Below are 21,758 nucleotides of genomic sequence, written 5' to 3'. Positions count from 1 at the left end.
AGTCGGCTCGTTTGGCGCGACCATGACAGACGCGCGATGATGCGTATACGCGCGCCCTCGCGGCACGGATGCGCATTCCCCCTTTTTGATCAGGAGTCCGCCATGCGAACCCATTCCTCATTGTCGGCTCTAGTCGGCCTCGCACCGGCTATCTCCCTGCTGGCTAGCCTGTTTACAGCCCTCCCGGCCAGCGCGCAGACACCGCCGGCGGCCATCGCCCCGGTGGAGGCCTCAGGATGCCCGGCCATCCTCCAGCACACCTTCCCGCGGCTGCAGGATGAAAAACCCCAGACACTGTGCCAGTACTCCGGCAAGGTTGTCCTTGTGGTCAACACGGCCAGCTTCTGCGGCTTCACGCCGCAGTACAAGGGCCTGGAAGCGCTGGACCTGAAGTACCGCTCGCGCGGCCTCGTGGTGCTGGGCTTCCCCTCGAACGACTTCGCCCAGGAGTCGGGCTCGAACAAGGAAATCGCGGACTTCTGCGAAAGCACCTTCGGGGTGAAATTCCCGATGTTCGCCAAGTCGTCGGTGCGCGGCACCGAGGCCAATCCGCTGTTCAAGCAGCTTGCGCAGGCCTCGGGTACCACGCCCAAGTGGAACTTCTACAAGTACCTGATCGGGCGCGACGGCAAGGTCGTGCAGGCGTGGTCGAGCATGACCGCACCCGACGAAAACGGCTTTGTGAGCGTCATCGAGAAGCAACTCGGACCAAATTGAGACTGAGCAGTTCACAGAAAGACGGATCGGTAATATTATTTACCGATGCGTCCAAATCTCCGTGAACTCAGCGAAACAAACGTTTACCACTGCGGCGGGAACCGTGCCGCAGGCGCTGCGCTCCTAACTTGCGTGGGCAGTGATTGCCCACCAGTTTTCATGTTGCGAGGTCTTCCGGACGCCTGCCGCCCGGTCGAAATCCCGAGGCGATTCTTCTCCTCCTCCCTCCCTCCCTCCTTCGCGTCGGGGCGCCTCGCAGCATTTTTGTCTTCCCGCCGGACGGGGCTCGCGATATGACGCAGCCGCCCCGCATCGCCGTCATCGGCGCCGGCATCTCGGGCTTGGCCGCGGCACACGCGCTGCGCGACGCGGCCACCGTCACCCTCTTCGAAGCCAGTGACTACTTCGGTGGCCACGCTCATACGGCAACGATCGAGCTTTCGCGCTCGCCCGCCGATGCCACGCGCGTCGCGCACGGCGTGGACACCGGCTTCCTGGTCTACAACGACCGCACCTACCCCCATCTGATCCGGCTCTTCTCCGACCTCGGCGTAGAGACCGCCGCGTCGGACATGTCGTTCTCGGTCCAGGCCACGCGCGACGACGGCCGCCCGCTCGAGTGGAGCGGCAACAACCTCGACACCGTGTTCGCACAGCGCCGCAACCTGTTCGACGCCCGATTCCTGGGCATGCTGCGCGACCTGCTGCGCTTCAACCGCCTGACCACCCGCATCGCCGAAGCCGGAACCGAGGGCGAACTGGCCCAGCCGCTCGGCGAATTCCTCGACGCCAACCGTTTCGGCGCGGCGTTCCGCGACTGGTATTTCCTGCCGATGATGGGCTGCATCTGGAGCTGCTCGACCACGCAGATGCTGGCGTTCCCGGTGGCCACCATGATCCGGTTCTGCCACAACCACGGCCTGATCCAGATCGCCAACCGGCCGCAGTGGCGCACCGTGCGCGGCGGCTCGCGCAACTACGTCGAGAAAATCGTCGCCGGCCTGCCCGACAAGCGCCTGAACACTCCCGTGCGGCGCATCACCCGCACCGAGAACGGCGTGCTGCTGGCGACCGACGCCGGCACCGAGCGCTTCGACCACGTCGTGCTGGCCACCCACTCCGACCAGTCGCTGGCGATGCTGGGCGACGCCAGCCCGGCCGAAGCCGCCGTGCTGGGCGCGATCCGCTACCAGCCGAACCACGCCGTGCTCCACACCGACGCCGCCGTGCTGCCGCGGCACCGCTCGGCCTGGGCCGCCTGGAACTACGAGCGGGCCACCGGTGAGCGAGCCGGCGAGCGCGAATCGGGCCGGGTCTGCCTGCACTACCTGCTGAACAAGCTGCAGCCGCTGCCCTGGCAGCAGCCGGTCGTCGTTTCGTTGAATCCGGTCCGCGAGATCCAGCGTAGTCAGGTCATGGCGGAATACGACTACGACCACCCGGTGCTCGACCTTGCCGCGATCCGCGCGCAGGCCGAGGTGCCAGCCCTGCAAGGCCAGCGCAACACCTGGTTCGCGGGCGCCTGGATGGGCTACGGCTTCCACGAGGACGGCCTGAAGGCCGGCCTGGCTGCCGCCGCAGGCCTGCGCGCCCGGCTGTCCCCCGGCGGCGACGCGACCGCGAGGCGCGCGGCATGACACCGACGCAGGCCGTGCCGCTGATGGGCTTCGGGGAAGTCCGCCATGCACGCCTGCGCCCGGCGCGCAACGCCTTCGCCTATCCGACCTATTTCCTGATGCTGCCGATGCGCACCCTGCGCGCGCATGGCAGCGAGGCCGTGGCGCTCAATCGCCGGGCCGCGATTTCCTTCCACGACGTCGACCACGGCGACGGCCGAGCGCCCCAGCAAGGCGGCGCGCTGGCCTGGCTCGACGAACTGCTGGCCGCCCACCGCATCCACGACGCCACCGGCGAAGCCTGGCTGCACTGCTATCCGCGCGTGTTCGGCTACACCTTCAAGCCGGTGAGCTTCTGGTATTGCCACACACCCGAAGGCGTGCTGCGGGCGATCGTGGTCGAGGTCAACAACACCTTCGGCGAGCGCCACTGCTACCTGCTCGACCGCCCGGTGTACGGCGCCGAGCTCAAGGCCGCGAAGGCCTTCCACGTCTCGCCGTTCTGCCAGGTCAGCGGCGGCTACCGATTCCGCTTCTTCGTCGATGCCGAGCTGACGCGCACCGTGGTGCGCATCGACCACGACGACGCCGAAGGCCCGCTGCTGCAGACCAGCGTGAGCGGCCAGCTCGCCCCCATGGACGCGGCCAGCGTGCGGCGCGCGCTGTGGCGCTACCCGGCGATGACCTTCGGGCTGATCGCCCGCATCCACTGGCAGGCAGCGAAGCTCTGGCTCAAGCGCGTGCCTTTCGTCGCCAAGCCGGCGCCGCCCACCCATTTCGTTTCACGCGACAACCAGCAGCAGGCGAATCCATGAGCGCCGCGCCGGGCCGCCCCAAGCAAGCTCGCACCGCAGTGCGCAGCACGAAGGTACTTCAATGACTTCCTCCATTACCACTGCCTCCCGCTTCTCGCTGCCCCAGGATGCGCCCGGCGCCGCGCGCACCGTGCTCGGCCTGCTGCAGCGGCTGGCCTACGGCTCGCTCACCGTGCGCCTGCCGGACGACTCCGTGCGGCACTTCGGCGCCACGCCGGGCAGCGGCCCCACCGCCTCGCTCACGCTGCGCAACTGGAACGTGTGCAAGGCCGCGCTCAAGTCGGGCGACATCGGCTTTGCCGAGAGCTACATCGCTGGCGACTGGACCACGCCCAACCTGACCGAGCTGATCAAGGTGTTCATCGCCAACCGCCGCGCAATAGAAGACGTGGTGTACGGCAACTGGTTCGGCCGCCTGGTGTACCGGGTGCGGCATCTCATGAACCGCAACAGCAAGGCCGGCAGCTCGCGCAACATCCATGCGCACTACGACCTGGGCAACGCGTTCTACAAGCTCTGGCTCGACGAGACGATGAACTACTCGTCGGCCTGGTTCGAAGGCGACCTCTCCAGGCCGATGCCCGGGGCGCAGCGCGCCAAGGTGCGCCGCGCGCTCGAACTCGCGGCCGTGAAGCCCGGTGACCGCGTGCTCGAAATCGGCTGCGGCTGGGGCGCGCTGGCCGAGATGGCCGCCGTCGACTTCGGCGCCTCGGTGACGGGCGTGACGCTCTCGACCGAGCAACTGGCCTTCGCGCAGCAGCGCACCGCCGGTCTGCGCGCGGACCTGCGCCTGCAGGACTACCGCGACATCTCGGACGGCCCCTTCGACGCCGTCTGCTCCATCGAGATGGTGGAGGCCGTGGGCCGCGAATACTGGCCGACCTACTTCCGCAGCGTGAGCCGGCTGCTCAAGCCGGGCGGCCGCGCCTGCGTGCAGAGCATCGTGATCGACGACCAGCTGTTCGACCGCTACATCGACTCGACCGACTTCATCCAGCAGTACATCTTCCCGGGCGGCTGCCTGCCGTGCCCGCGCGAGTTCCGCCGCGAGGCCGAGGCCGCGGGGCTGGAGGTGGTGGACGAGTTCGCCTTCGGCGCCGACTACGCCGAGACGCTGCGCCGCTGGCGCGAGAGCTTCCTGGGGCAGCGCGCGCAGATCCTGCAGCTGGGCTTCGACGAGCGCTTCATGCGCATCTGGGAGTTCTACCTGGCCTACTGCGAGGCCGCGTTCTCGCAGGCCAACATCGACGTGGTGCAGTACACGCTGCGCAAGCGCTAGATCGCGCGGGCCTTCGTGTCGTCCTCCTTCGGACCCCTGGCCGGCTTGCGCTACGGCCTCCTCGGGCTGCCGCTCGCCTTTGTCGCGCTGCCGCTCTACGTGCTGCTGCCCAACCACTACGCGCGCGCCTTCGGCGTGCCGCTGGCCACGCTGGGCGCCGTGCTGCTGGGCGCGCGGCTGCTCGACGCGCTGATCGACCCGCTGCTCGGGCGGCTCAGCGACCGGCTGCATTCGCGTTCGGCGCACGCGGTGCTGGGTGGCGGCGCCGTCGCGGCCGGCGTGCTGCTGCTGGGCTTCGGGCTGCTGTTCTTTCCGCAGGTGCTGGTCGACCCGTCGAACCATGGGGCGCTGCTGGTGGCGGCGGCCGTGCTGCTGGCCCTGACCTACGCGGGCTACAGCATGCTGAGCATCGCGCACCAGTCGTGGGGCGCGATGCTGGGCGGCGACGCCTTGCAGCGCGGGCGCATCGTCGGCTGGCGCGAAGGCCTGGGGCTGGTCGGCGTGGTGCTCGCATCGGTGATACCGACGCTGGCGGGGCTGCCCGCGATGGTGGCGCTGTTCGGCGTGCTGCTGGTGATTGGCTGGGTGTTCTGGACACAGGCGCCGCGGCCCGTGCGTGGCAACGCACCGCACGAGGCTGTCGAGCTGCGGCTGCCGCTGCGCCGCCCGGCATTCCGCCGGCTGCTGGCGGTATTCGTGCTCAATGGCATCGCGAGCGCGGTGCCGGCCACGCTGGTGCTGTTCTTCGTGCAGGACAGGCTGCGCGCGCCGGCCTCGCTGGAGCCGGCCTTCCTGGGCCTGTACTTCGTGATGGCGGCGGCGTCGATTCCGGCATGGCTGCGCATCGTGAAACGCTTCGGGCTGGCGCGCTCCTGGCTCGGAGGCATGTGCATGTCGGTGGTCGTGTTCGCCTGGGCCGGCGCGATGGGCGCGGGCGACGCGGTGCCGTTCCTGGTGGTTTGCGCGCTTTCGGGCTTCGCGATCGGTTCCGACCTCGTGCTGCCGGGCGCCCTGCTGGCCGGGATCATTGCCGAGGCCGGCGACCAGTCGCATGCCGGCGCCTACTTCGGCTGGTGGAATTTCGCGACCAAGCTCAACCTCGCGCTGGCGGCGGGACTGGCGCTGCCGCTGCTCGGGCTGGCCGGCTACGTGCCCGGCGCGCGCGAAGCTGGGGCGCTGCAGGCGCTGTCGCTGGCCTATTGCCTGCTGCCCTGCGTGCTCAAGGTGATGGCGGGCGCCTGGCTGTGGGCGCTGGTGATTCGCCCGGCAGCCGCGGCTTCGCAGCCCATGCCGGTTCCGAAGGCCGCGCCTTGAAGCCGCTGAATCCGCCGCTCGCCGACTGGCAGGGCAAGACGGCGTGGATCGTCGGCGCGTCCACGGGCATCGGCCGGGCGACGGTGCTGGCGCTGCTCGAACGCGGCGCGCGGGTCGGGGTGTCGGCGCGAAACGGCGATGCGCTCGAAGAACTGGCGGCGCTGCACAACCATGCAGGCCAGCCGCCGCGCGTGATCGTGCTGCCGCTCGACGTGCGCGACAGCGCCGCCGTGGCCGCAGCGCATGCACAGCTGCTGGCGGCTACGGGCGGAATCGATTTCGTGCTCTTCAACGCCGCCACCTACGGCGCGCTGCGCGCCGATGCGTTCTCGCTCGAGCAGATGCTGGCGCACCAGCAGGTCAACTATGTCGGCGCGCTGCATGTGCTGGCGGCGGTGTTGCCCGGCTTCGTGGCGGGCGGTGCGGGGCATGTGTCGATCACCGGCAGCGTTGCCGGCTTTCGCGGGCTGCCAAAGAGCCTGGCCTATGGTCCGACCAAGGCCGCGCTCACCAATCTGGCCGAGGTGCTGTACGTCGACCTGCATGCGCGCGGCATTGGCGTGAGCGTGGTGCAGCCGGGCTTCGTCGACACCCCGCTCACGGCGAAAAACGATTTCAGGATGCCGGCGCTGATCACGCCCGCCCAGGCCGCCGAAGCCATGCTCGACGGCTGGCGCCGGGGCGATTTCGAGATCCACTTTCCGCGCCGCTTCACCTTCTGGATGAAGCTCATGCGCCTGCTGCCCTACCGGCTGTACTTTCCGGCGGTGGCGCGGTTCACCGGCCTGTGAAGCCGGGTCAAGGCTTTGTGTCGATGAAGCTGGGCCGCAGCATCAGCTTGTCGTACAGCTTGGCGAGGTTGGCGTGGTCGGCGCGCCAGTCGATCTCGGGAAAGCGCAGGTTCAGCCAGCCGAGCGTGCAGCCGACCGCGATGTCCGACAGGCTCAGGTGGATGCCGCTGCAAAAGGGCTTGTCGCCCAGCCCCTTGGCCATGGCCGCGACGCCGTCCAGCACCTTGGTGCGCTGGCGCTCGATCCATGCCGCACTGCGCTCGCCGTCGTTGCGGCCGGACCAGGTGGCTTCCAGGCGCCAGAGCACGCCGGCGTCCATGACGCCGTCGGCCAGCGCTTCCCAGGTCTTGACCTCGGCGCGCTCGCGGCCTTGCTGGGGAATCAGCTTGCCGACGGGCGACAGGGTGTCGAGGTATTCGACGATCACGCGCGAGTCGAACATCGCCTCGCCGCCTTCCATGATCAGGCAGGGCACCTTCCCCAGGGGATTGGAGCTGGCGATGGTGGTGTCGGCAGCCCAGACGTCTTCGATCAGGAACTGGTAATCGAGCCGTTTTTCGGCCAGCACCACGCGCACCTTGCGCACATACGGGCTGGCGGCCGATCCGATCAGTTTCATGAAGGCTCTCTCCCTAAACTATGACAACATTAGTTAATAGTCATTTTAGGTGAACGGGAAAACCGGAGGCCCGAATCGACCCCGATGTGTCGGGCCGGCCCCACGGACCGCCGGCCGCCTAAAATTGAGGCATGAGCTTTTCCACCGTTTCCGCCCTTTCCCCCCTTGATGGCCGTTACGCGGCCAAACTCGCGGCGTTGCGTCCGCTGATGAGCGAACAGGGCTATATGCACCGGCGCGTGCAAGTCGAGGTGGCGTGGTTCATTGCGCTGTCCGACTGCGGCTTCGCCGAATTCAAGCCCCTGACGGGCGGCGCCCGCAAGTACCTGCTGGGCCTGGTATCCCACTTTTCCGAGGCCGACGCACTGGCCATCAAGGAAATCGAGAAAACCACCAACCACGACGTGAAGGCCGTCGAATACTGGATCAAGTCCAAGTTCGAGGCCCGGCCCGAGCTGCTCGCGGCCGCCGAGTTCGTGCACTTCGCCTGCACCAGCGAAGACATCAACAACACCAGCCACGCCCTGCAGATCCAGGCCGCGCGCGACAAGGTCATGCTGCCGGCCATCGACGGCCTGATCGCCAAGCTGCGCGAAATGGCGCACCAGTTCGCCGATGTGTCGATGCTCTCGCGCACGCACGGCCAGACCGCCAGCCCGACCACCGTGGGCAAGGAAATCGCCAACGTGGCGGTGCGCCTTTCGAAGGCGCGCGCGCAGATTGCCTCGGTGCAGCTGCTGGGCAAAATGAACGGCGCGGTCGGCAACTACAACGCCCACCTGGCCGCCTGGCCGGAGTTCGACTGGGAAGCCTTCAGCCGCAAGGTCATCGAGACGCCCGCGCCACTGGGCCTGGGCCTGAGCTTCCAGCCCTACAGCATCCAGATCGAGCCGCATGACTACATGGCAGAGCTGTTCGACGCAGTGGCCCGCGCCAACACGATCCTGATCGACTTCTCGCGCGACGTCTGGGGCTACGTGAGCCTGGGCTACTTCAAGCAGCGCCTGAAGAAAGGCGAGATCGGCTCGTCGACCATGCCGCACAAGGTCAACCCGATCGACTTCGAGAACGCCGAAGGCAACCTGGGCCTGGCCAACGCGGTGCTGCGCCACCTGAGCGAGAAGCTGCCCATCAGCCGCTGGCAGCGCGACCTGACCGACAGCACGGTGTTGCGCAACATCGGCGTGGCCTTCGGCTATGCCACGCTGGCCTACGCCAGCCTGGCCACCGGCCTGGGCAAGCTCGAACTCAACGAAGAAGCGCTGGCCGAAGACCTCGACGCCTCGTGGGAAGTGCTGGCCGAGCCGATCCAGACCGTGATGCGCCGCTTTGGCGTGCAGGGCGCCTACGAGCAGCTCAAGGAAGTGACGCGCGGCAAGACCGTGACGGCCGAGGCGCTGCACGGGCTGATCCGCTCGCTGGAAATTCCGGAAGAGGAAAAGGCCCGCCTGCTGGCGATGACGCCGGCCAGCTACGTCGGCAAGGCTGCCGAGCTGGCCAAGCGCATCTGATGGCCCTCAAGTCCACCATCTTCAAGGCCACTCTCGCGGTGGCCGACATCGACCACGGCTACTACGCCGACCATGCGCTGACGCTGGCGCGCCACCCGAGCGAGACCGACGAGCGGATGATGATCCGCCTCGTAGCGCTCGCGCTCAACGCGCACCAGCTGCAGGACATCTGCAACGGCGACGGCACGCTGGCCTTCGGCGCCGGCCTGTCGAACGTCGACGAGCCCGACGTGTGGCTGCGCGACTTCACCGGCGAGGTGAAGATCTGGATCGAAGTCGGCCAGCCGGAAGACAAGCCCATCATCAAGGCCTGCGGCAAGGCGGACGAGGTGATCGTCTATTGCTTCAACCACGCGGCCGAGATCTGGTGGCGCGGCATCGAGAACAAGCTGACGCGGCCGCAGAACCTGAAGGTCTACCGCGTGCCGACCGATGCTTCGCAGGCGCTGGCCGCGCTCGCGCAGCGCAGCATGCAGCTGCAGGCGACGATCCAGGAAAACACGCTGACGCTGGGCGACGGCACGAACAGCATCGACGTCGAGCTGCTCCGCTGGAAATAGGGCTCGCGCCGGTCAGGCGACCGGCATCATCTCGCCGCACTGCCAGCACTGCTCGAAGCCGCCTTCGACGTGTTCGCCGCACACGCACTGCCAGCTGCGTTGCGGGCGGTGCTGCAAGGCGTGCAGCAGGCGCCTGGCGAGGTCGAACTGGGTTTCGTCGTCGATCCAGATCTCGGGCAGGCACTGGTCGGGCGGCAGCTGGCCCATGACCGCGCCGAGGAACTCGCGCTGCACGGTGGCGGCCACGCCTTCCTCGCGCAATGCATGCGCCCACACGGTCGCGATGGCGAGGTTGGGGGCTTGCGCGAGGCGGCGCATTGTCAGGGTGTCCAGCTCTGCCCGTCGTCGGGGTCGAACTCGGGATCGGCGGCGGACGGCGGCGGTTCTGCCTCGCGCGCCCGTTCCGCATAGCGGTTGAAGCGCCAGGCCGAATCTTCCATGGTGATGCGGCGCCAGGTGGCGCGCTTCTCCACCGGCGTCATGGCAGGCCAGAGCTGCACTTCGTCGAAGCTGCGGCCGCAGCCCTTGCATTCGTCGTCGCCCTGGCTGGTGGAGCAGATCGCGATGCAGGGCGTGTCGGGCGTGCTTTCGTACCAGGCCATCCATGCGGCCCAGGCCTTGGGCGGAAAGCCGACCTCGTCGACCTCCTCCTCGTGATGAAAGACCATGAGCGCGTAGACCTCGGCCAGCGCGCGCAGTTCGGGGCCCAGCGTGACCCCGTCGGGCGAGGGTGATTTCTCGCGCCAGTGATTGATGGCGGCCTCGATGTCGGTGATGTGTATGGCGGCCATGAAGAGTGAAAAATTCAGCGAGCGGGGATCATAGACCGGCAATGCCCCGAGGCCATGAAGGGCCATGATTGCTACAAAACAAGGAGCGTCAGAGCTCCTGTTCATGCGTGTTTCCAGGACATTCCTTTTAAGCCCCTGAAAACTTTCGGTTGCGCCGCCAAGGTCTTCGATGCTCTAATCCCGCCCACGAAGGGGAGTAGCTCCCGACCGCCGTCCACGACGGCGCGAATCGTCAGGTCGTCAATACGAAGCAAAACACTTCCGGCCTGTCGGGCAGCGTACGCGCATTGTTTTTTGCGTGCACGCCGTCGAGCAAGACCTTCGATTTGAACCTGTGCAGGTTTGGTCGAAGCGTTCGCGAGTCCCCGGTGTCACCCGGTCTTCATTCCTCGCTTTCGACCATCCTCTCAGGATGAATCGAAACGCATCGCCATGCGCCTTCGTCGTCGCCCTCTTGAAGGGAGAGACAGGGGCGCGACAACAAAGAGGAACCTATGGAACTGTTCATGGCCCCGGAATTCTGGGTCGCTGTCGGTCAGATCATCATGATCGACATCCTGCTCGGCGGCGACAACGCCGTCGTGATCGCACTGGCCTGCCGCAAGCTGCCGCCGCACCAACGCACCAAGGGCATCCTGTGGGGCACCGCCGGCGCCATCATCCTGCGCGTCATCCTGATCTTCTTCGCGCTCACGCTGCTGGCCATCCCGTTCCTGAAGCTGGTCGGCGCCATCCTGCTGGTGTGGATCGGCGTGAAGCTGCTGGCACCCGAGCATGACGACGCTCACGGCAACATCACCGGCAGCGACAAGCTGTGGGGCGCGGTCAAGACCGTGATCATTGCCGACCTCGTGATGAGCGTGGACAACGTGATCGCCATTGCCGGCGCCGCGCAAGGCGCAGGCGAAGGCCACCAGATGCCGCTCGTGATCTTCGGCCTGCTCGTGAGCATCCCGATCATCGTCTGGGGCAGCCAGCTGGTCATCAAGCTGATGGACAAGTTCCCGATGATCATCACCGCCGGCGGCATGCTGCTCGGCTGGATCGCCGGCACGATGGCCGTGTCCGACCCCGCGCTCGCGAACGCCGCGGCCTGGACCTGGGTGCCGAAGGTGCCGCAGACCGACACGATCAAGTACGCGGCCGGCGTTGCAGGCGCGCTGCTGGTGCTGGCAGTCGGCAAGTGGGTTGCCGCCCGCCAGGCCCGCAGCAAGCCAGAGACCCCGGTGACCACCGGCTGAGCGCCGCTCGCCGCCACCGGACATCAAGACCGAACTTCTGTCACCAGCCAGCCTCTGTCACTCTAACTATCTGAAGGAGCACGCCATGGAAAAGATCATTCTTTATATCGACGACGTCACCTACGCCTGTGAACAGTTCGCCGAACTCACGCCCGACGCGAACAACGTCGTGGCGCGCCATTGGGTGCTCGTGGCCTGCGCGCCGCGCATGACGCATCGCATCAGCAAGTGGGTGAGCCACTCCGCGCGCGAGAACTGGCGCGCCAAGTGGTTCAGCAAGGTGCAGGCACAGATGCTGCCCCTGCTGGAGCGCAACGGCGGGCAGGTGACGCCGGTGCTGGCCAAGGGTCCGCTGGCCGAGCTGACCGCGCAGCTGAAGCGCGAGCACGGTGCCGTGCACGTGGTCGATGCGCGCCGTCCGAAGATCGGTGTCGACCTGGAGCCGGTGACGCCGGACCAGAAGCCGGCGCACCAGTCGGGCTGGGCTTTTCCAGGCGCGGTGATGGGCATGGGCGCACTGCTGGTGCTGGCGAACGAGCTGGCCGAGTAAGCGCCTCGCGTTCTCTTCTTCGACGAGCCCCTGTGCGGCAACGCACCGGGGCTCGTTGTTTTTGGCACCCTGGGGTATCCTGCGCCGCATGCGCATCATCATCAAATGGCTGCTCAGCGCCGTCGCGCTGCTGGCGGTGGCTTATCTCTACAGCGGCGTCCAGGTCAGCAGCTTCGGCTCCGCGCTGATTGCCGCGGCCGTCATCGGCCTGCTCAACATGATCGTTCGGCCGGTGCTGGTGGTGCTGACGCTGCCTGTCACCATCGTCACGCTCGGGCTGTTCCTGTTCGTGATCAACGCGCTGCTGTTCTGGGCTGCCTCGGGGCTGCTCGCCGGCTTCCACGTCAACGGCTTCCTGGCCGCGCTGATCGGCTCGCTGCTGTATTCGCTGCTGGGCCTGCTGATCGAGTCCGCGCTGGGCGGGCTGCTGTCCAGGCGCTGAAGAAGCGCCCGCGCCGGCCGTCCCGCGCAGCTACTTCAGCGGCGGCTCGGCGGCCTGCTCTTTCACCAGCACATCCACCGCCCGCGCACGGGTGTCGATGATCGACGCCTCGTAGTGATCGACCGGCTTGCCGGACTGGCGAATCAGCTCCTGCGCCGCCTTGAATCGGTCTCGCGCGGCCGGATAGTCGAGGATCGCGACGTTGGCCTCGGCATCGGCGCGCACCGCGCGCAGCGTGTCGTTCTCCGCGCCGTAGAGGTTGGCCAGCGTGTGCCATGCCGTTGCATCGCGCGGGTTCGCGGCGACCCAATCGCGCAGCACGGGAATCATCGGTGCGGGCTGGCGCAGGGCGGTCGCGGCTTCGGCGGCGAGCATCATCTCTGGCCGCTCCTTCGACTTGGCGTCGAGCAGCGCGCCGGCCTTGGCCGGGGCGCCCGCTGCGAGTTCGACCTCGGCGCTGAGCCAGCGCGCCTGCTTGGCTGCAGCGGGGTCATCGGCCGTGCGAGCCACCAACCGCTCGGCCAACGTGCGCGCCGCCTTGTAGTCGCGCAGTTCCTTGGCCGACAGCGCCGCCGCGTAGAGCGTGCCGGCCTGCTGGGCCGGCGAGCTTTTCGCGAACTCGCCGGAAGACGCGGAATCGACCCACAGCCGCAGCACGTCGACACCCGGCCGCGTCAGCACGCGGGCGCGCGAAGCGATCATCGCGTGGTCCATGACGAGCGGCAGCGGCGGCGTGGCGTCCATGCGGAACTGGAAGCGGCCCTGCATGTCGGAGATGCGCTCCGTGGTCAGCGGATGGCTGCGCAGATAGGGGTACGAGCCGTTGTCGTTCAGGCGCGAGGCGTACTGCAGCTTCTCGAACATCGCGGCCGCGCCCTGCGGCGCGAAGCCCGCCTGCGTCATCACGCCGAAGCCGACGCGGTCGGCCTCGCGCTCCATGTCGCGCGAGAAGTTCAGCTGGTTCTGCGCAAAGAGCGCCTGGCTGCCCATGATCACTGCCTGGCCGGCGTCGCCGCTGCGGCTCTTGCCGGCCGCGATCATCCCGAGGATCAGGCCCGCGATCATCAGCGGCATCTGCTTGCCTTGCTTGCTCATGATGCGCGAGATGTGGCGCTGGGTGACGTGCGAGAGCTCGTGCCCCAGCACCGTCGCCAGCTCGTCGCGGCTGCCGACCGCGGCGACGAGGCCCAGGTTCAGCCCCAGATAGCCGCCGGGCAGCGCGAAGGCGTTGATGTTGCGGTCGCGGCCCAGCAGGATCGTCCAGGCAAAGCGCTCGTCGAGCTCGGGCGTGAGTTCGCCGCGCGCGCGCGCGGCCGCCAGCAGGCGTTGCCAGATGTCCTGCACATAGGCCGCGACCACGGGGTCGTCGATGTAGTCGGTATCGCGATAGAGCTCGCGGGCAATCTGGTCGCCAAGATGGCGCTCGGCGCTGGCGGTCATCTCGCCGCCGTCGCCCAGGCCGGGCAGAACCTGCATCTGCGCCAGCGCGGGGGCGGGCAGCAGCACCTGGGACGCTATCAAGAAAGTAGCGCAGAACGTCCGCAGGGCGGGTGTCAGGCGGCGTCTTCTGAAGGGAGTGGGAGTCAAGCGCGGCATTCCTCGTCTGTGGCTCGGGCTCGTATGATGCATCTTCAAAACGATCGTTCACCATGAGCACTCTTACCCATTTTGACGCCCAGGGCCAGGCCCACATGGTCGACGTGGCCGGCAAGGCCTCCACCCACCGCGTGGCCGTGGCCACGGGCCGCATCGAGATGCAGGCGGCAACGCTGGCGCTGATCGAATCGGGAACGGCGAAGAAGGGCGACGTGCTGGGCATCGCCCGCATCGCGGGCATCCAGGCGGCGAAGAAGACGAGCGACCTGATCCCGCTGTGCCATCCGCTGGCACTGACGCGGGTGGCGGTGGCATTCGCCCTTGCCGACCAGGGAAGCGCGCCGCAGGTGGCTTGCACGGCGACTGTCGAGACCGTGGGGCCCACGGGGGTGGAGATGGAGGCGCTGACTGCGGTGCAGGTGGCGCTATTGACGATCTACGACATGTGCAAGGCGGTGGACCGGGGCATGCGGATCACGGATGTGCATGTGTTGGAGAAGCATGGGGGGAAGTCGGGGAGTTGGGTGGCGGGGTAGCCCGCCTCTCGCAAGAAACGCGGCTCAGTTCCAGCACGCGCTCGCAGCCGCGAGTGCCGCGCTGAAGCCCGTGTAGTTCTCGACCGATTTCCGGCCAGTGTGCGTGACGACATAGTCGCCGCAGCGGTCGCCGCTCATCGAGCCCGTGCGCACTGCCTTCAGGGTGTAGCCTGTGCCCTTGTCGTTGGGCGTCAACGTGATGTTGTAGTTCGCGGCGCCTTCGCCCGGCAAGGGAGAGGTGCTGAACTGGCTCTTGAACGCTCCGCCCGCTTGGTTGACGTCTGTTCCATCTGCCGACTTCTTGTAGCTGTAGTTTTCGCTGTAGTGCCTCTCCAGCCATTGTTGAGCCTGTGAGAGCGAAGCCTTCGCCTGGGCGCGCTTGCCTTTGGCTACATGCTCTTTGTAGTTCGGGTAAGCGATGGCGCTGAGGATCGCGATGACGGCCACCGTGATCATCATCTCGATCAGCGTGAAGCCTTCCCCCCGGCTCTGCTTGGCACTCATCGGTGCGTCTCCACGGTCGTCTTCAGCCCGGGGATCTCGCGCCAGAAAATTCGCGATTGGGTAGTGTTCTTCTTCATCGTGATGTCTGTGTTCGGCCCCACGATCCGGGCGCAGGAGAGCCCCGCCGTGCAGCGGGCGGTCGAGTCCTCGGGAATGGTGAAGCGCTGGTCGAGGCCCACTATGCCGATCACCTCGCCGACGGCGCCGGCAATGCCGAAGAGATTCGGTGTCGTGGCAACCCCCGTGACCCCGTTCACCTGCACGTCCGCTCCCGCGGCACTGTCGGCGCACACGACACCCTCCGCCGGCTTCTTGTAGACGATGGGAATGTTGACGTCCTTGCCGATGGCCTTGGGGTTGCTCAGCACCATCCCCGAAGACATTGGAATGTTCACATACCAGCCCTTCTTGGTGCCCCAGTTGATGGCGCTGGTGGCGCTTTGGACGATCGCCTCGGTCTTCCTCGAGTCGAGGTCCCATGTGCGCTGCTGAAGATCGGTCACCCCCGAGGGAATGGCGCCGGGGTCGGCGGCATAGCTCGGTTTGTCCCAGATTCCGAAGATGCGGTGCGGCAGTCCCGTGTCGGGAAAATCGCCGGAGACTATCGACCGCCCCGTGCCGAAGACCACGATCTGCCCGCCGTTGGGGTGAAAGCGCAGTGCCGGCGCGGTCGTGATCGGCAGCGCTTTGTTCGAAGCGTCCTGGGCTGCGTACAGCGGCTTGCCGTAGGCCGCTGTCCAGCGTGTTACGTCCGCATCGGAAACATCGAACTTCCACATGTTTCCCTTGAGGTCGCCGGCATAGATCACGTCAGCGATACCGTCGTCGTTCGTATCGAGCCAGGTCGGCTGCATCAATCCGCCGCCGCCCGCCGTGCCGACTTCTATGCGCTTGTAGTGGGTGTTGTTGACCCACGTGCCGGCGGTGCCCGGCCCGTCCACGAAAAGAATGTAGAGCACGGTCTTGCCCGAAGTGCTCGACACGCCGTTGCCAAAGAGCACGGCGAACTTGCCATTCGCCATCTTGGCCACCTGCGCAGCCTGATTGCTTGCCGGGTGCACGCCGCCCTCGGAGATCACGTAGCCAAGATCGGCATCGTCCGCGGCAGTGAACTGCCACTTGTAGATGTCGGCGGCATTTGCCTCGGTAAGACGTGCCGGCGATGTCACGTCGAGCGCAAAGATCGCCTTCGCGCCGCGCCCGAGGCTGGAGAACAAGTAGGTTTTCCACCGATCCGTCAAGGCGGAGGTCTGCACGTCCGCAGTAAACGGAGATCCGTCCGCATAGGCGCGCACGTCGGTGACCGTTGCGGCGGGAATCTCCTTGAGGCGCGAGGAGAGTGCCTGCGGCACATAGGACATCACCGGCATCAGGGTATCGGCGGTGAAAGCGTGGAACATGGCGTCCCCCGTCCCTACCCAGACCAGCTTGGCGCGCGACTTCTGGGCGGCCTTGAATCTGCTGTAGTCGGAGAAGGCGGAACCGAAGAAGTTGGCCACGGGCAAGTCCTGCAGCCAGGGATTGGAGTTCACCACGCCGCCCATGATCGAATCGGAATTCCGGTCACGGAAAGTGCCTCCGGACGTTCTCTCCTTGGTGCGAGTGCCGCGCAGGTAGTCGATGATGTCTTGTTGCACTGTCGAGGAGGCATCGAGCGCGGCCAGATACGCTGCGCCCACAGATACGTGCAAGCCTGCATAAGTGAAGGGCACCCCGGTGGTTCCGAGGTTCGTGATGATCGTTCGAGTCCCCGCGTTTGTCAGGTTGACGTGCCCCCTCGCGGCAGGCGTGCCGCCGAAGTTGCCTGACGCGTCCAATCGATACGCCAGCAACTCGCCGTGCAGATCGGACGCCGAGAAATTCGCAACGTACTTGTAGTCGCCCGCACGCAAGTCGGATCGCGATACGGCAGGGGCGGAGTTCGAATTTCCGGTGATGTCCGCAAAGACTTGCCGCAACGATTCTTCAAGCAGGTCCGGGCGCCGCGCCAGGAAATAGTTGTCTGGAATGCCATCGCTGCAACCGGGTTGACCGGTGGCCCCGCAGGCGGCGCCGTCCGCACGCTTTGCATCCCATTTGGATACGGCATCCGGGAATTTGGTCGGATCTTTCTCGTTGTCCTTGAAGCCGCCGTACTTGGCAACGTACCAGAGCGGGTCGTTGATCGCCACATTGCTCGAGCCGAGCATCTTGTAGTCGAGTCGGGTCTCGCCCTTCACGAAGGCGTTGCCGATCTTCACGCACAGGCGCGGGGCCTTGGTGTAGTTCCATCCGCTTGGCCTGGTGCCGTCATCGTTCAGATAGCACTTGTTTTCCGTATTTCTGGGCTCGCCCTGGACGCTCGACGCGGCATAGGTCGCGGCCGACTCGCTGGAGACATAGTTGTTGATGCCGCTATGAAAGTGGCTTCCATCCTTGTCGCTACCCACAACCGTGTAGCCGAAAGCGAACGGCCTGGAGTTCCCGGTGTTCGACTCCAGAGTTTGCGTAAAAACGCGCAGTGTCGGCGGCGAAGTGCTCGAATCGGTCTCGTACCGGATGGATCCCAGCATGTCCTGGTCCTGGTCTTCACCCAGCATCTGGTGCTGCCAGAGCACGAGAAAGGTTCCGGATTCGCCGTTCGCGCCGCGCCTCAAGACCTTGAAGTCCACCATGTTGCCCGGAAGAGGGGTCGCACCGTTCCAATCGACGCTGGCAGGGGTGATGAAGACGTAGGTCTGTGGATTCGACCCTGGAACCGGAACGCGAATGGACGCGGAACCACCCGACATCGTCACCGCGTACTGCCGGACTTTCAGCACATTGAAGTTGGCGTCCGCAGGAACGGTCAGGTCCGAGCGGATACGGTTCACGTGCGCGTAATAGGCGGCACCGGCGCCGAGGTAGGTGCCCCGCATGTTCGGCGCCTCGGGGCAAAGGCCCGCCACGAGGCTCAGGTCCCCGATGAGCTTGCCGGTGCAGATGCCGTCGCCCGCCGTGCCATTGGAGCCGGCCAGCCGGGTTGTGTTCGAAATGCCTTCCTGCGCGGCACTACCGATCAGATTCGTGTAATAGGCGGCACCCTGCGGCGCACCTATACCCGACGAGCTGTCGTTGAGGGCATTCATCTTGTTCCCATCGAACGTACCCACGCCGCTGGAGATGGTGACCATGTTGAGTGGGCGGCAGATATTCTTTCCGTACAGCGCTTCCCGCGTTTTTTTCGAATCCGCATAGGTCGGATTGGCTTTCAGCGGATCAATCCAGGTGGGGGATGGAAGGCCAAGCTGCGCGTCGTTTTTCCCGCCCGTGTAGAGGGCCGCTTTCCCCGCATAGTAGCGAAGCCCCTCCAGAAGAATTTCGCCGATGGGATTCCCCCATGACGGGCAATCGCCATTCTTGATACTGTCCGAAGTACAGGACGTCGAGAATTTTCCGGTTGCCGGGTTATACCCAAACGGCCTCAACTGATTCAACGAATAGATGATGCCCCGATCATTGGCATTGGATGCGGTTTTGAAAACCCCGGTCTGCGCATCGATTTCATCGTTGATTTCGGCCATATTCTTGCGAAGCACGCCGCCATCGAGGTTGGTGTCGAAAGAACCAAGAAGCATCGCAAATTCAGCCCTGGAAGCGCGCTGCCCGTAGTTTTCGCTTTCGCCGAATTCATTCAGCAATCCGATCGGTTTCAGGTTCTTATTGGGATACTGCTTGCAGCGCTCTTCTCCGATGAGGTTGTTTTTGCAAGCCTCGACGCGAGCCAGGTATTCTTCCGCCTTGGAAGGAATACTGTTGCTGTGAGTCGATGCGCCACCGGCTCCCTGGTAGTTGTCGGTCATGAAGCTGACGGTGGATGACTGCCATGTATAACCGTTTTCCACCGCCCAGTTGCAGCTCAGGACCTCCGTCATGTTCCAGAGGATGTAATTGCCTTCAGCCGCGCGAATTACCGGGCGCAGTTGGGATACCTGTGACTCCTGCGTGTCGCCGCTTCCTGGATTTTCATGGCGCCGGCAAAGCGTAAGCCCTCTGGCGTATGAGAATGGCGTGAGGCGAATCAAGTCGCTGCCGTTATAGTATTTCGCATACGCCTGGCTATTTCTGGGGACGAATGCCATTTCGAGCACGGTTTTTCCGGGATTGCTCGGTGTGCCAGCCTCGTCCGTGGAGCGCAAGCCGCCGTAAAGAATCTTGCGCAAGACATCCATCCGGGACATGGTGGCCCAGTTCAGAAAATTACCGCTCCAAAGATTTGAAGTGCTCGCGGATGCGGCGGCACAATAATATCTTTGCGAACCCGCCGGATCGCCGGCAGCCGATTCTTTCCTGGCAAAGGAGTCCGGCACGAAATTGCCATTTTGCGTGCTGTAGCTATAGCATTTCGTGGGGTCGAAATAGCCGTAATACTTGAAGTAGGGCAAAAAATAATAATCTATGGTGCCGTCGAAGTTCAGATCTTCATAGTCTGTATAAGCACGGCTGAACATGCTGTAGTCCTTGGATACGTTCAGCATGACCATGGGCATATTCGGGTCCGGGCTGACGTTGGGCGGAATTGCCTGAATCTGGGCATTGCAAACGCCACTCCAGATCAGGCTCGCCATGACTGCAAACTTCAAGATAAATAATTTCATTTCAGCTTCGCTTGAAATAGCTTTGCAGCACGACTTCAGTATTCGGGTCGAGGCCCCAGCCACGCGCGGTATTCCTGAAATAAATGTCGTCGCCGCGCTGCATGTACTCGATCAGGTATTCGGGTTGGCGCGACACGCCCTGGACGCCCGGCGTACCGGTGAAGGTGCCAAGCGGCACCGCTCCGGTAAACGAGCAACCGGATGGCGCAGACGCCTTCCAGCCAACGCCGCCCATGTCTGCCGGCCACCAAGGTTCGGGGTTGGTCTTGGACTTGGAGTTGCTCGCTGCGTAGTAGCTCGCGGGGCTTTGCTCGCCGAAACGGCACTGGCCACGGGGGCAGTCCGTGCCGAAGTGCGGTTCGCTGTAAGCCGACTTGATTGGACGGTCGTCGCCACGCGCGCAGGCCGCCCCCACAACATCGGCGGCCAGGGAAACGTCTCGCTCCGCATCGCGCAAGGCAGCCTCGGCAGCCTGTCTGGCAACTTCCATGTCCAGCACATTGCGTGCAACGTGCTCGCCGAACATCACGCGCCGCACGGCAAAGGCTGCAACGCCGGACAGGATCACGACGAAGACCAGCACGATGACCATGGCAAGTCCGCGCTCGGCAGCAAAGTGGCGCGAGGTCTTCAAAATGTCCTCGTGAGGTTGTTGCGAACGCCGAAGATGCGGGTTTGCTGCTTGTAGACCGCGCGGTCGGAACTGGCGAACGCGACGGAAGCGCCATCGCAGTCCACGTAGTTGCCGCTCGACGTCTGCCTCACGGAAGCATCGAGCGTCTTGGTCACGACGCACACCTGTACGGCGACGACGCGCTGCCAGGCGGTCTTGCTCTCGCCGTTGACGGTGGCGGCCGGAAGACCGTTGACTTCCGCAGCCGTGAAGAAGCGTGCGGGCGCTTCGAGCGTATGGGCCTCCGCGACCCCGTAGCGAAACCTGAGCTGGGTAACGCCGGAGACGATGGGGTGGTAAGGCTTGGTGTTGGGTCCGTTGCCGGCGCAGCGAAAGCTGCGCGTCGTAATGGACCGGCCATCCTGCGTGTATGTGTAGCTCGCCCCCAGGCCGTAGACGTTGCTGATGAAGAGCGGCAACACGACGGTTCCGGTCCCCTTGGCCCCCGCGCCGGCGCGATCTTCGTTGTACTTTGTTCCGCCGAACTCGGCGAGTTCGACGTCCTGACGCAGGCAGTCTTTTCTTGTGCCAACGCCTTCGACCTCGAAGTTGTCGGCAGAGAAGTAATTGACGACGAGCGAATCGGGCTCCCCAGTCTTGGACGCAGGACATGTGCCATCCGTCACGTCGAACAACCCTTCGCTGCATCCAAAGATTCCTTGGTCGAACGCCTTGGCCGAGGTCGATACGATGTTCGAATAAGTCCCCTGGAACCTGGAAGATTCGATCGAAACAGGGAAGTTGGCGGGGTAGAAGCCCGCGTTCTTCAGATCGCGGCCGATGATGTCCAGAACAACACTGGTGGCTTCGTGCTGCTGGGCATTGGCATCGACGGCCCTTGAAACTCTCGTCGTCGAGATGAGCATGTACCCGGCCGCGGCAGCGAGAAGCAGCCCGAGCACGATCGAGACCAGCAACTCGATCAATGTGAGACCTCGCGACCTGCAAGCACGCGTCTTCATGGAAGAACTCTCGCGGTATAGCAACGCACCCCCGCCGGCGCGGATGCTTCCTCGGGGCAGCAGAAACGTGCGGACGCTTCTTGCCGATCCTCGGCCTTGTTGGTGCAACTGGCCTGCTTCATGGCGTCGCCCTTTTCGTCCAGCGCGTTCTTGTCGAACCACATGACGCTGACGTCGAATCCCGACTTGACGTTGCCGGTGATGTAACCCGCCCCTCCCGGAAAGGCGGCGCGCAGGATGTTCTTCCAGCTTGCAAGATCGAAGACAGCCAACTCGGCCGGCGTGCAAGCGACCTGTCCGCAGTTCTTTGGCGATTCCGCGACAGCCTCAGCGACCTGCTCCGAATAGGCCTCGGTCAGCTGATAGCCCGTCCCTTCCACCACGACACCCCCGACGACACCCGAATATCCATTTGCCCCAGGTGCGTTGATGCGGATCCGCTCCGACAGGTCATTGATCGCGGCCGAGACATTCAGCCGGGCTTCATTGCCGGTCTGGTACTTGACTGCAGCGGCCATCAGGCCTGCGATGGCAACCAGTCCGAGCGAGAAGATCAGGAGAGCGACCAGCGCCTCGATCAGCGCCACACCCGATTGCCGAGCGCGATTCATCATTCGCCCTCCCG

At 65.1% G+C, this 21,758-nt stretch carries 21 protein-coding genes; 12 read left to right on the top strand and 9 right to left on the bottom strand.

Annotation, left to right across the window (positions count from 1 at the left end):
* Positions 1 to 102: 102 nt before the first annotated feature.
* From ACQY8B_RS25235 to ACQY8B_RS25210, 6 genes are all read left to right on the top strand, one after another.
* Entirely contained in the window at positions 103 to 717 is a 615-nt protein-coding gene (locus ACQY8B_RS25235) for a glutathione peroxidase (RefSeq protein ID WP_422084435.1), read from the top strand.
* A 293-nt stretch (positions 718 to 1,010) separates the two neighbouring features.
* Positions 1,011 to 2,354, top strand: coding sequence for an NAD(P)/FAD-dependent oxidoreductase (locus ACQY8B_RS25230; RefSeq protein ID WP_422084433.1), 1,344 nt, complete (start codon positions 1,011 to 1,013; stop codon positions 2,352 to 2,354).
* Positions 2,351 to 3,148 (top strand): DUF1365 domain-containing protein, encoded by a 798-nt coding sequence (locus ACQY8B_RS25225; protein ID WP_422084432.1) that lies wholly within the window; start codon positions 2,351 to 2,353, stop codon positions 3,146 to 3,148. The genes ACQY8B_RS25230 and ACQY8B_RS25225 overlap by 4 nt, the downstream gene beginning before the upstream one ends.
* Before the next feature lie 61 nt (positions 3,149 to 3,209).
* A complete protein-coding gene (locus ACQY8B_RS25220; RefSeq protein WP_422084431.1) occupies positions 3,210 to 4,427 on the top strand; it encodes a class I SAM-dependent methyltransferase in 1,218 nt (405 codons plus the stop codon).
* Between the two features lie 15 nt (positions 4,428 to 4,442).
* Positions 4,443 to 5,741 (top strand): MFS transporter, encoded by a 1,299-nt coding sequence (locus tag ACQY8B_RS25215; protein WP_422084429.1) that lies wholly within the window; start codon positions 4,443 to 4,445, stop codon positions 5,739 to 5,741.
* Positions 5,738 to 6,532 carry an SDR family NAD(P)-dependent oxidoreductase gene (locus ACQY8B_RS25210; protein WP_422084428.1) on the top strand — a complete coding sequence of 265 codons (795 nt, stop codon included), beginning with the start codon at positions 5,738 to 5,740 and terminating at the stop codon, positions 6,530 to 6,532. The genes ACQY8B_RS25215 and ACQY8B_RS25210 overlap by 4 nt, the downstream gene beginning before the upstream one ends.
* A 7-nt stretch (positions 6,533 to 6,539) precedes the next feature.
* Here the strand turns inward: ACQY8B_RS25210 and ACQY8B_RS25205 are convergent, their stop codons facing one another.
* Complete coding sequence (locus ACQY8B_RS25205) at positions 6,540 to 7,151, bottom strand: glutathione S-transferase N-terminal domain-containing protein (protein ID WP_422084427.1); 612 nt, start codon at positions 7,149 to 7,151, stop codon at positions 6,540 to 6,542.
* Positions 7,152 to 7,282: 131 nt separating this feature from the next.
* Between ACQY8B_RS25205 and purB the strand changes: the two genes are divergently transcribed.
* Entirely contained in the window at positions 7,283 to 8,662 is a 1,380-nt protein-coding gene (gene purB / locus ACQY8B_RS25200) for an adenylosuccinate lyase (protein WP_422084426.1), read from the top strand.
* Entirely contained in the window at positions 8,662 to 9,222 is a 561-nt protein-coding gene (locus ACQY8B_RS25195; protein WP_422084425.1) for a YaeQ family protein, read from the top strand. Before purB ends, ACQY8B_RS25195 begins: the two co-directional genes overlap by 1 nt.
* Before the next feature lie 12 nt (positions 9,223 to 9,234).
* Here the strand turns inward: ACQY8B_RS25195 and ACQY8B_RS25190 are convergent, their stop codons facing one another.
* On the bottom strand, positions 9,235 to 9,540 hold the full coding sequence (locus ACQY8B_RS25190) for a putative signal transducing protein (protein WP_422084424.1): 306 nt from the start codon (positions 9,538 to 9,540) through the stop codon (positions 9,235 to 9,237).
* 2 nt (positions 9,541 to 9,542) lie between these two features.
* Positions 9,543 to 10,013: a DUF3717 domain-containing protein gene (locus tag ACQY8B_RS25185; RefSeq protein ID WP_422084423.1), complete on the bottom strand. Its 471-nt coding sequence runs from the start codon at positions 10,011 to 10,013 to the stop codon at positions 9,543 to 9,545.
* 494 nt (positions 10,014 to 10,507) lie between these two features.
* Here ACQY8B_RS25185 and ACQY8B_RS25180 point away from each other — a divergent pair, with 494 nt between their 5' ends.
* From ACQY8B_RS25180 to ACQY8B_RS25170, 3 genes are all read left to right on the top strand, one after another.
* Positions 10,508 to 11,254 carry a TerC family protein gene (locus ACQY8B_RS25180; RefSeq protein ID WP_422084422.1) on the top strand — a complete coding sequence of 249 codons (747 nt, stop codon included), beginning with the start codon at positions 10,508 to 10,510 and terminating at the stop codon, positions 11,252 to 11,254.
* Between the two features lie 85 nt (positions 11,255 to 11,339).
* The gene (locus ACQY8B_RS25175; protein WP_422084421.1) at positions 11,340 to 11,804 is read left to right on the top strand and encodes a hypothetical protein; all 465 of its coding nucleotides are present in this window, start codon (positions 11,340 to 11,342) and stop codon (positions 11,802 to 11,804) included.
* Between the two features lie 88 nt (positions 11,805 to 11,892).
* Positions 11,893 to 12,246, top strand: a complete 354-nt coding sequence (locus ACQY8B_RS25170; RefSeq protein WP_422084420.1) for a phage holin family protein — start codon at positions 11,893 to 11,895, stop codon at positions 12,244 to 12,246.
* Positions 12,247 to 12,276: 30 nt separating this feature from the next.
* Here ACQY8B_RS25170 and ACQY8B_RS25165 read toward each other — a convergent pair whose 3' ends face one another.
* Positions 12,277 to 13,842, bottom strand: a complete 1,566-nt coding sequence (locus ACQY8B_RS25165; protein WP_422084419.1) for a M48 family metalloprotease — start codon at positions 13,840 to 13,842, stop codon at positions 12,277 to 12,279.
* 53 nt (positions 13,843 to 13,895) lie between these two features.
* Here ACQY8B_RS25165 and moaC point away from each other — a divergent pair, with 53 nt between their 5' ends.
* Positions 13,896 to 14,378, top strand: a complete 483-nt coding sequence (gene moaC / locus ACQY8B_RS25160) for a cyclic pyranopterin monophosphate synthase MoaC (protein ID WP_422084418.1) — start codon at positions 13,896 to 13,898, stop codon at positions 14,376 to 14,378.
* Positions 14,379 to 14,402: 24 nt separating this feature from the next.
* Here moaC and ACQY8B_RS25155 read toward each other — a convergent pair whose 3' ends face one another.
* The 5 genes from ACQY8B_RS25155 to pilV are packed head-to-tail and all read right to left on the bottom strand — an operon-like array spanning position 14,403 to position 21,747.
* Complete coding sequence (locus tag ACQY8B_RS25155) at positions 14,403 to 14,882, bottom strand: type IV pilin protein (RefSeq protein WP_422084417.1); 480 nt, start codon at positions 14,880 to 14,882, stop codon at positions 14,403 to 14,405.
* Positions 14,879 to 19,498, bottom strand: a complete 4,620-nt coding sequence (locus ACQY8B_RS25150; protein ID WP_422084416.1) for a pilus assembly protein — start codon at positions 19,496 to 19,498, stop codon at positions 14,879 to 14,881. Before ACQY8B_RS25150 ends, ACQY8B_RS25155 begins: the two co-directional genes overlap by 4 nt.
* A 1-nt stretch (position 19,499) precedes the next feature.
* Positions 19,500 to 20,132 (bottom strand): pilus assembly PilX family protein, encoded by a 633-nt coding sequence (locus ACQY8B_RS25145; protein ID WP_422084415.1) that lies wholly within the window; start codon positions 20,130 to 20,132, stop codon positions 19,500 to 19,502.
* On the bottom strand, positions 20,129 to 21,133 hold the full coding sequence (locus ACQY8B_RS25140; protein ID WP_422084414.1) for a PulJ/GspJ family protein: 1,005 nt from the start codon (positions 21,131 to 21,133) through the stop codon (positions 20,129 to 20,131). Before ACQY8B_RS25140 ends, ACQY8B_RS25145 begins: the two co-directional genes overlap by 4 nt.
* Positions 21,130 to 21,747 carry a type IV pilus modification protein PilV gene (gene pilV / locus ACQY8B_RS25135; RefSeq protein WP_422084413.1) on the bottom strand — a complete coding sequence of 206 codons (618 nt, stop codon included), beginning with the start codon at positions 21,745 to 21,747 and terminating at the stop codon, positions 21,130 to 21,132. The genes ACQY8B_RS25140 and pilV overlap by 4 nt, the downstream gene beginning before the upstream one ends.
* Between the last annotated feature and the right edge of the window lie 11 nt (positions 21,748 to 21,758).

The sequence above is a fragment of the Variovorax sp. genome, assembly GCF_965279555.1.
In the GTDB taxonomy this organism is placed as follows: domain Bacteria; phylum Pseudomonadota; class Gammaproteobacteria; order Burkholderiales; family Burkholderiaceae_C; genus Variovorax.
This window is presented reverse-complemented; position numbering and strand designations above follow the sequence as displayed.

Excerpts from the sequence above, each read along its gene's own strand:
- ACQY8B_RS25235 (WP_422084435.1), top strand. The coding sequence starts at position 103 with ATGCGAACCCATTCCTCATTGTCGGCTCTAGTCGGCCTCGCACCGGCT.
- ACQY8B_RS25230 (WP_422084433.1), top strand. The coding sequence starts at position 1,011 with ATGACGCAGCCGCCCCGCATCGCCGTCATCGGCGCCGGCATCTCGGGC.
- ACQY8B_RS25225 (WP_422084432.1), top strand. The coding sequence starts at position 2,351 with ATGACACCGACGCAGGCCGTGCCGCTGATGGGCTTCGGGGAAGTCCGC.
- ACQY8B_RS25220 (WP_422084431.1), top strand. The coding sequence starts at position 3,210 with ATGACTTCCTCCATTACCACTGCCTCCCGCTTCTCGCTGCCCCAGGAT.
- ACQY8B_RS25205 (WP_422084427.1), bottom strand. The coding sequence starts at position 7,151 with ATGAAACTGATCGGATCGGCCGCCAGCCCGTATGTGCGCAAGGTGCGC.
- purB (WP_422084426.1), top strand. The coding sequence starts at position 7,283 with ATGAGCTTTTCCACCGTTTCCGCCCTTTCCCCCCTTGATGGCCGTTAC.
- ACQY8B_RS25195 (WP_422084425.1), top strand. The coding sequence starts at position 8,662 with ATGGCCCTCAAGTCCACCATCTTCAAGGCCACTCTCGCGGTGGCCGAC.
- ACQY8B_RS25190 (WP_422084424.1), bottom strand. The coding sequence starts at position 9,540 with ATGCGCCGCCTCGCGCAAGCCCCCAACCTCGCCATCGCGACCGTGTGG.
- ACQY8B_RS25185 (WP_422084423.1), bottom strand. The coding sequence starts at position 10,013 with ATGGCCGCCATACACATCACCGACATCGAGGCCGCCATCAATCACTGG.
- ACQY8B_RS25180 (WP_422084422.1), top strand. The coding sequence starts at position 10,508 with ATGGAACTGTTCATGGCCCCGGAATTCTGGGTCGCTGTCGGTCAGATC.
- ACQY8B_RS25175 (WP_422084421.1), top strand. The coding sequence starts at position 11,340 with ATGGAAAAGATCATTCTTTATATCGACGACGTCACCTACGCCTGTGAA.
- ACQY8B_RS25170 (WP_422084420.1), top strand. The coding sequence starts at position 11,893 with ATGCGCATCATCATCAAATGGCTGCTCAGCGCCGTCGCGCTGCTGGCG.
- ACQY8B_RS25165 (WP_422084419.1), bottom strand. The coding sequence starts at position 13,842 with ATGCCGCGCTTGACTCCCACTCCCTTCAGAAGACGCCGCCTGACACCC.
- moaC (WP_422084418.1), top strand. The coding sequence starts at position 13,896 with ATGAGCACTCTTACCCATTTTGACGCCCAGGGCCAGGCCCACATGGTC.
- ACQY8B_RS25155 (WP_422084417.1), bottom strand. The coding sequence starts at position 14,882 with ATGAGTGCCAAGCAGAGCCGGGGGGAAGGCTTCACGCTGATCGAGATG.
- ACQY8B_RS25150 (WP_422084416.1), bottom strand. The coding sequence starts at position 19,498 with ATGAAATTATTTATCTTGAAGTTTGCAGTCATGGCGAGCCTGATCTGG.
- ACQY8B_RS25140 (WP_422084414.1), bottom strand. The coding sequence starts at position 21,133 with ATGAAGACGCGTGCTTGCAGGTCGCGAGGTCTCACATTGATCGAGTTG.
- pilV (WP_422084413.1), bottom strand. The coding sequence starts at position 21,747 with ATGATGAATCGCGCTCGGCAATCGGGTGTGGCGCTGATCGAGGCGCTG.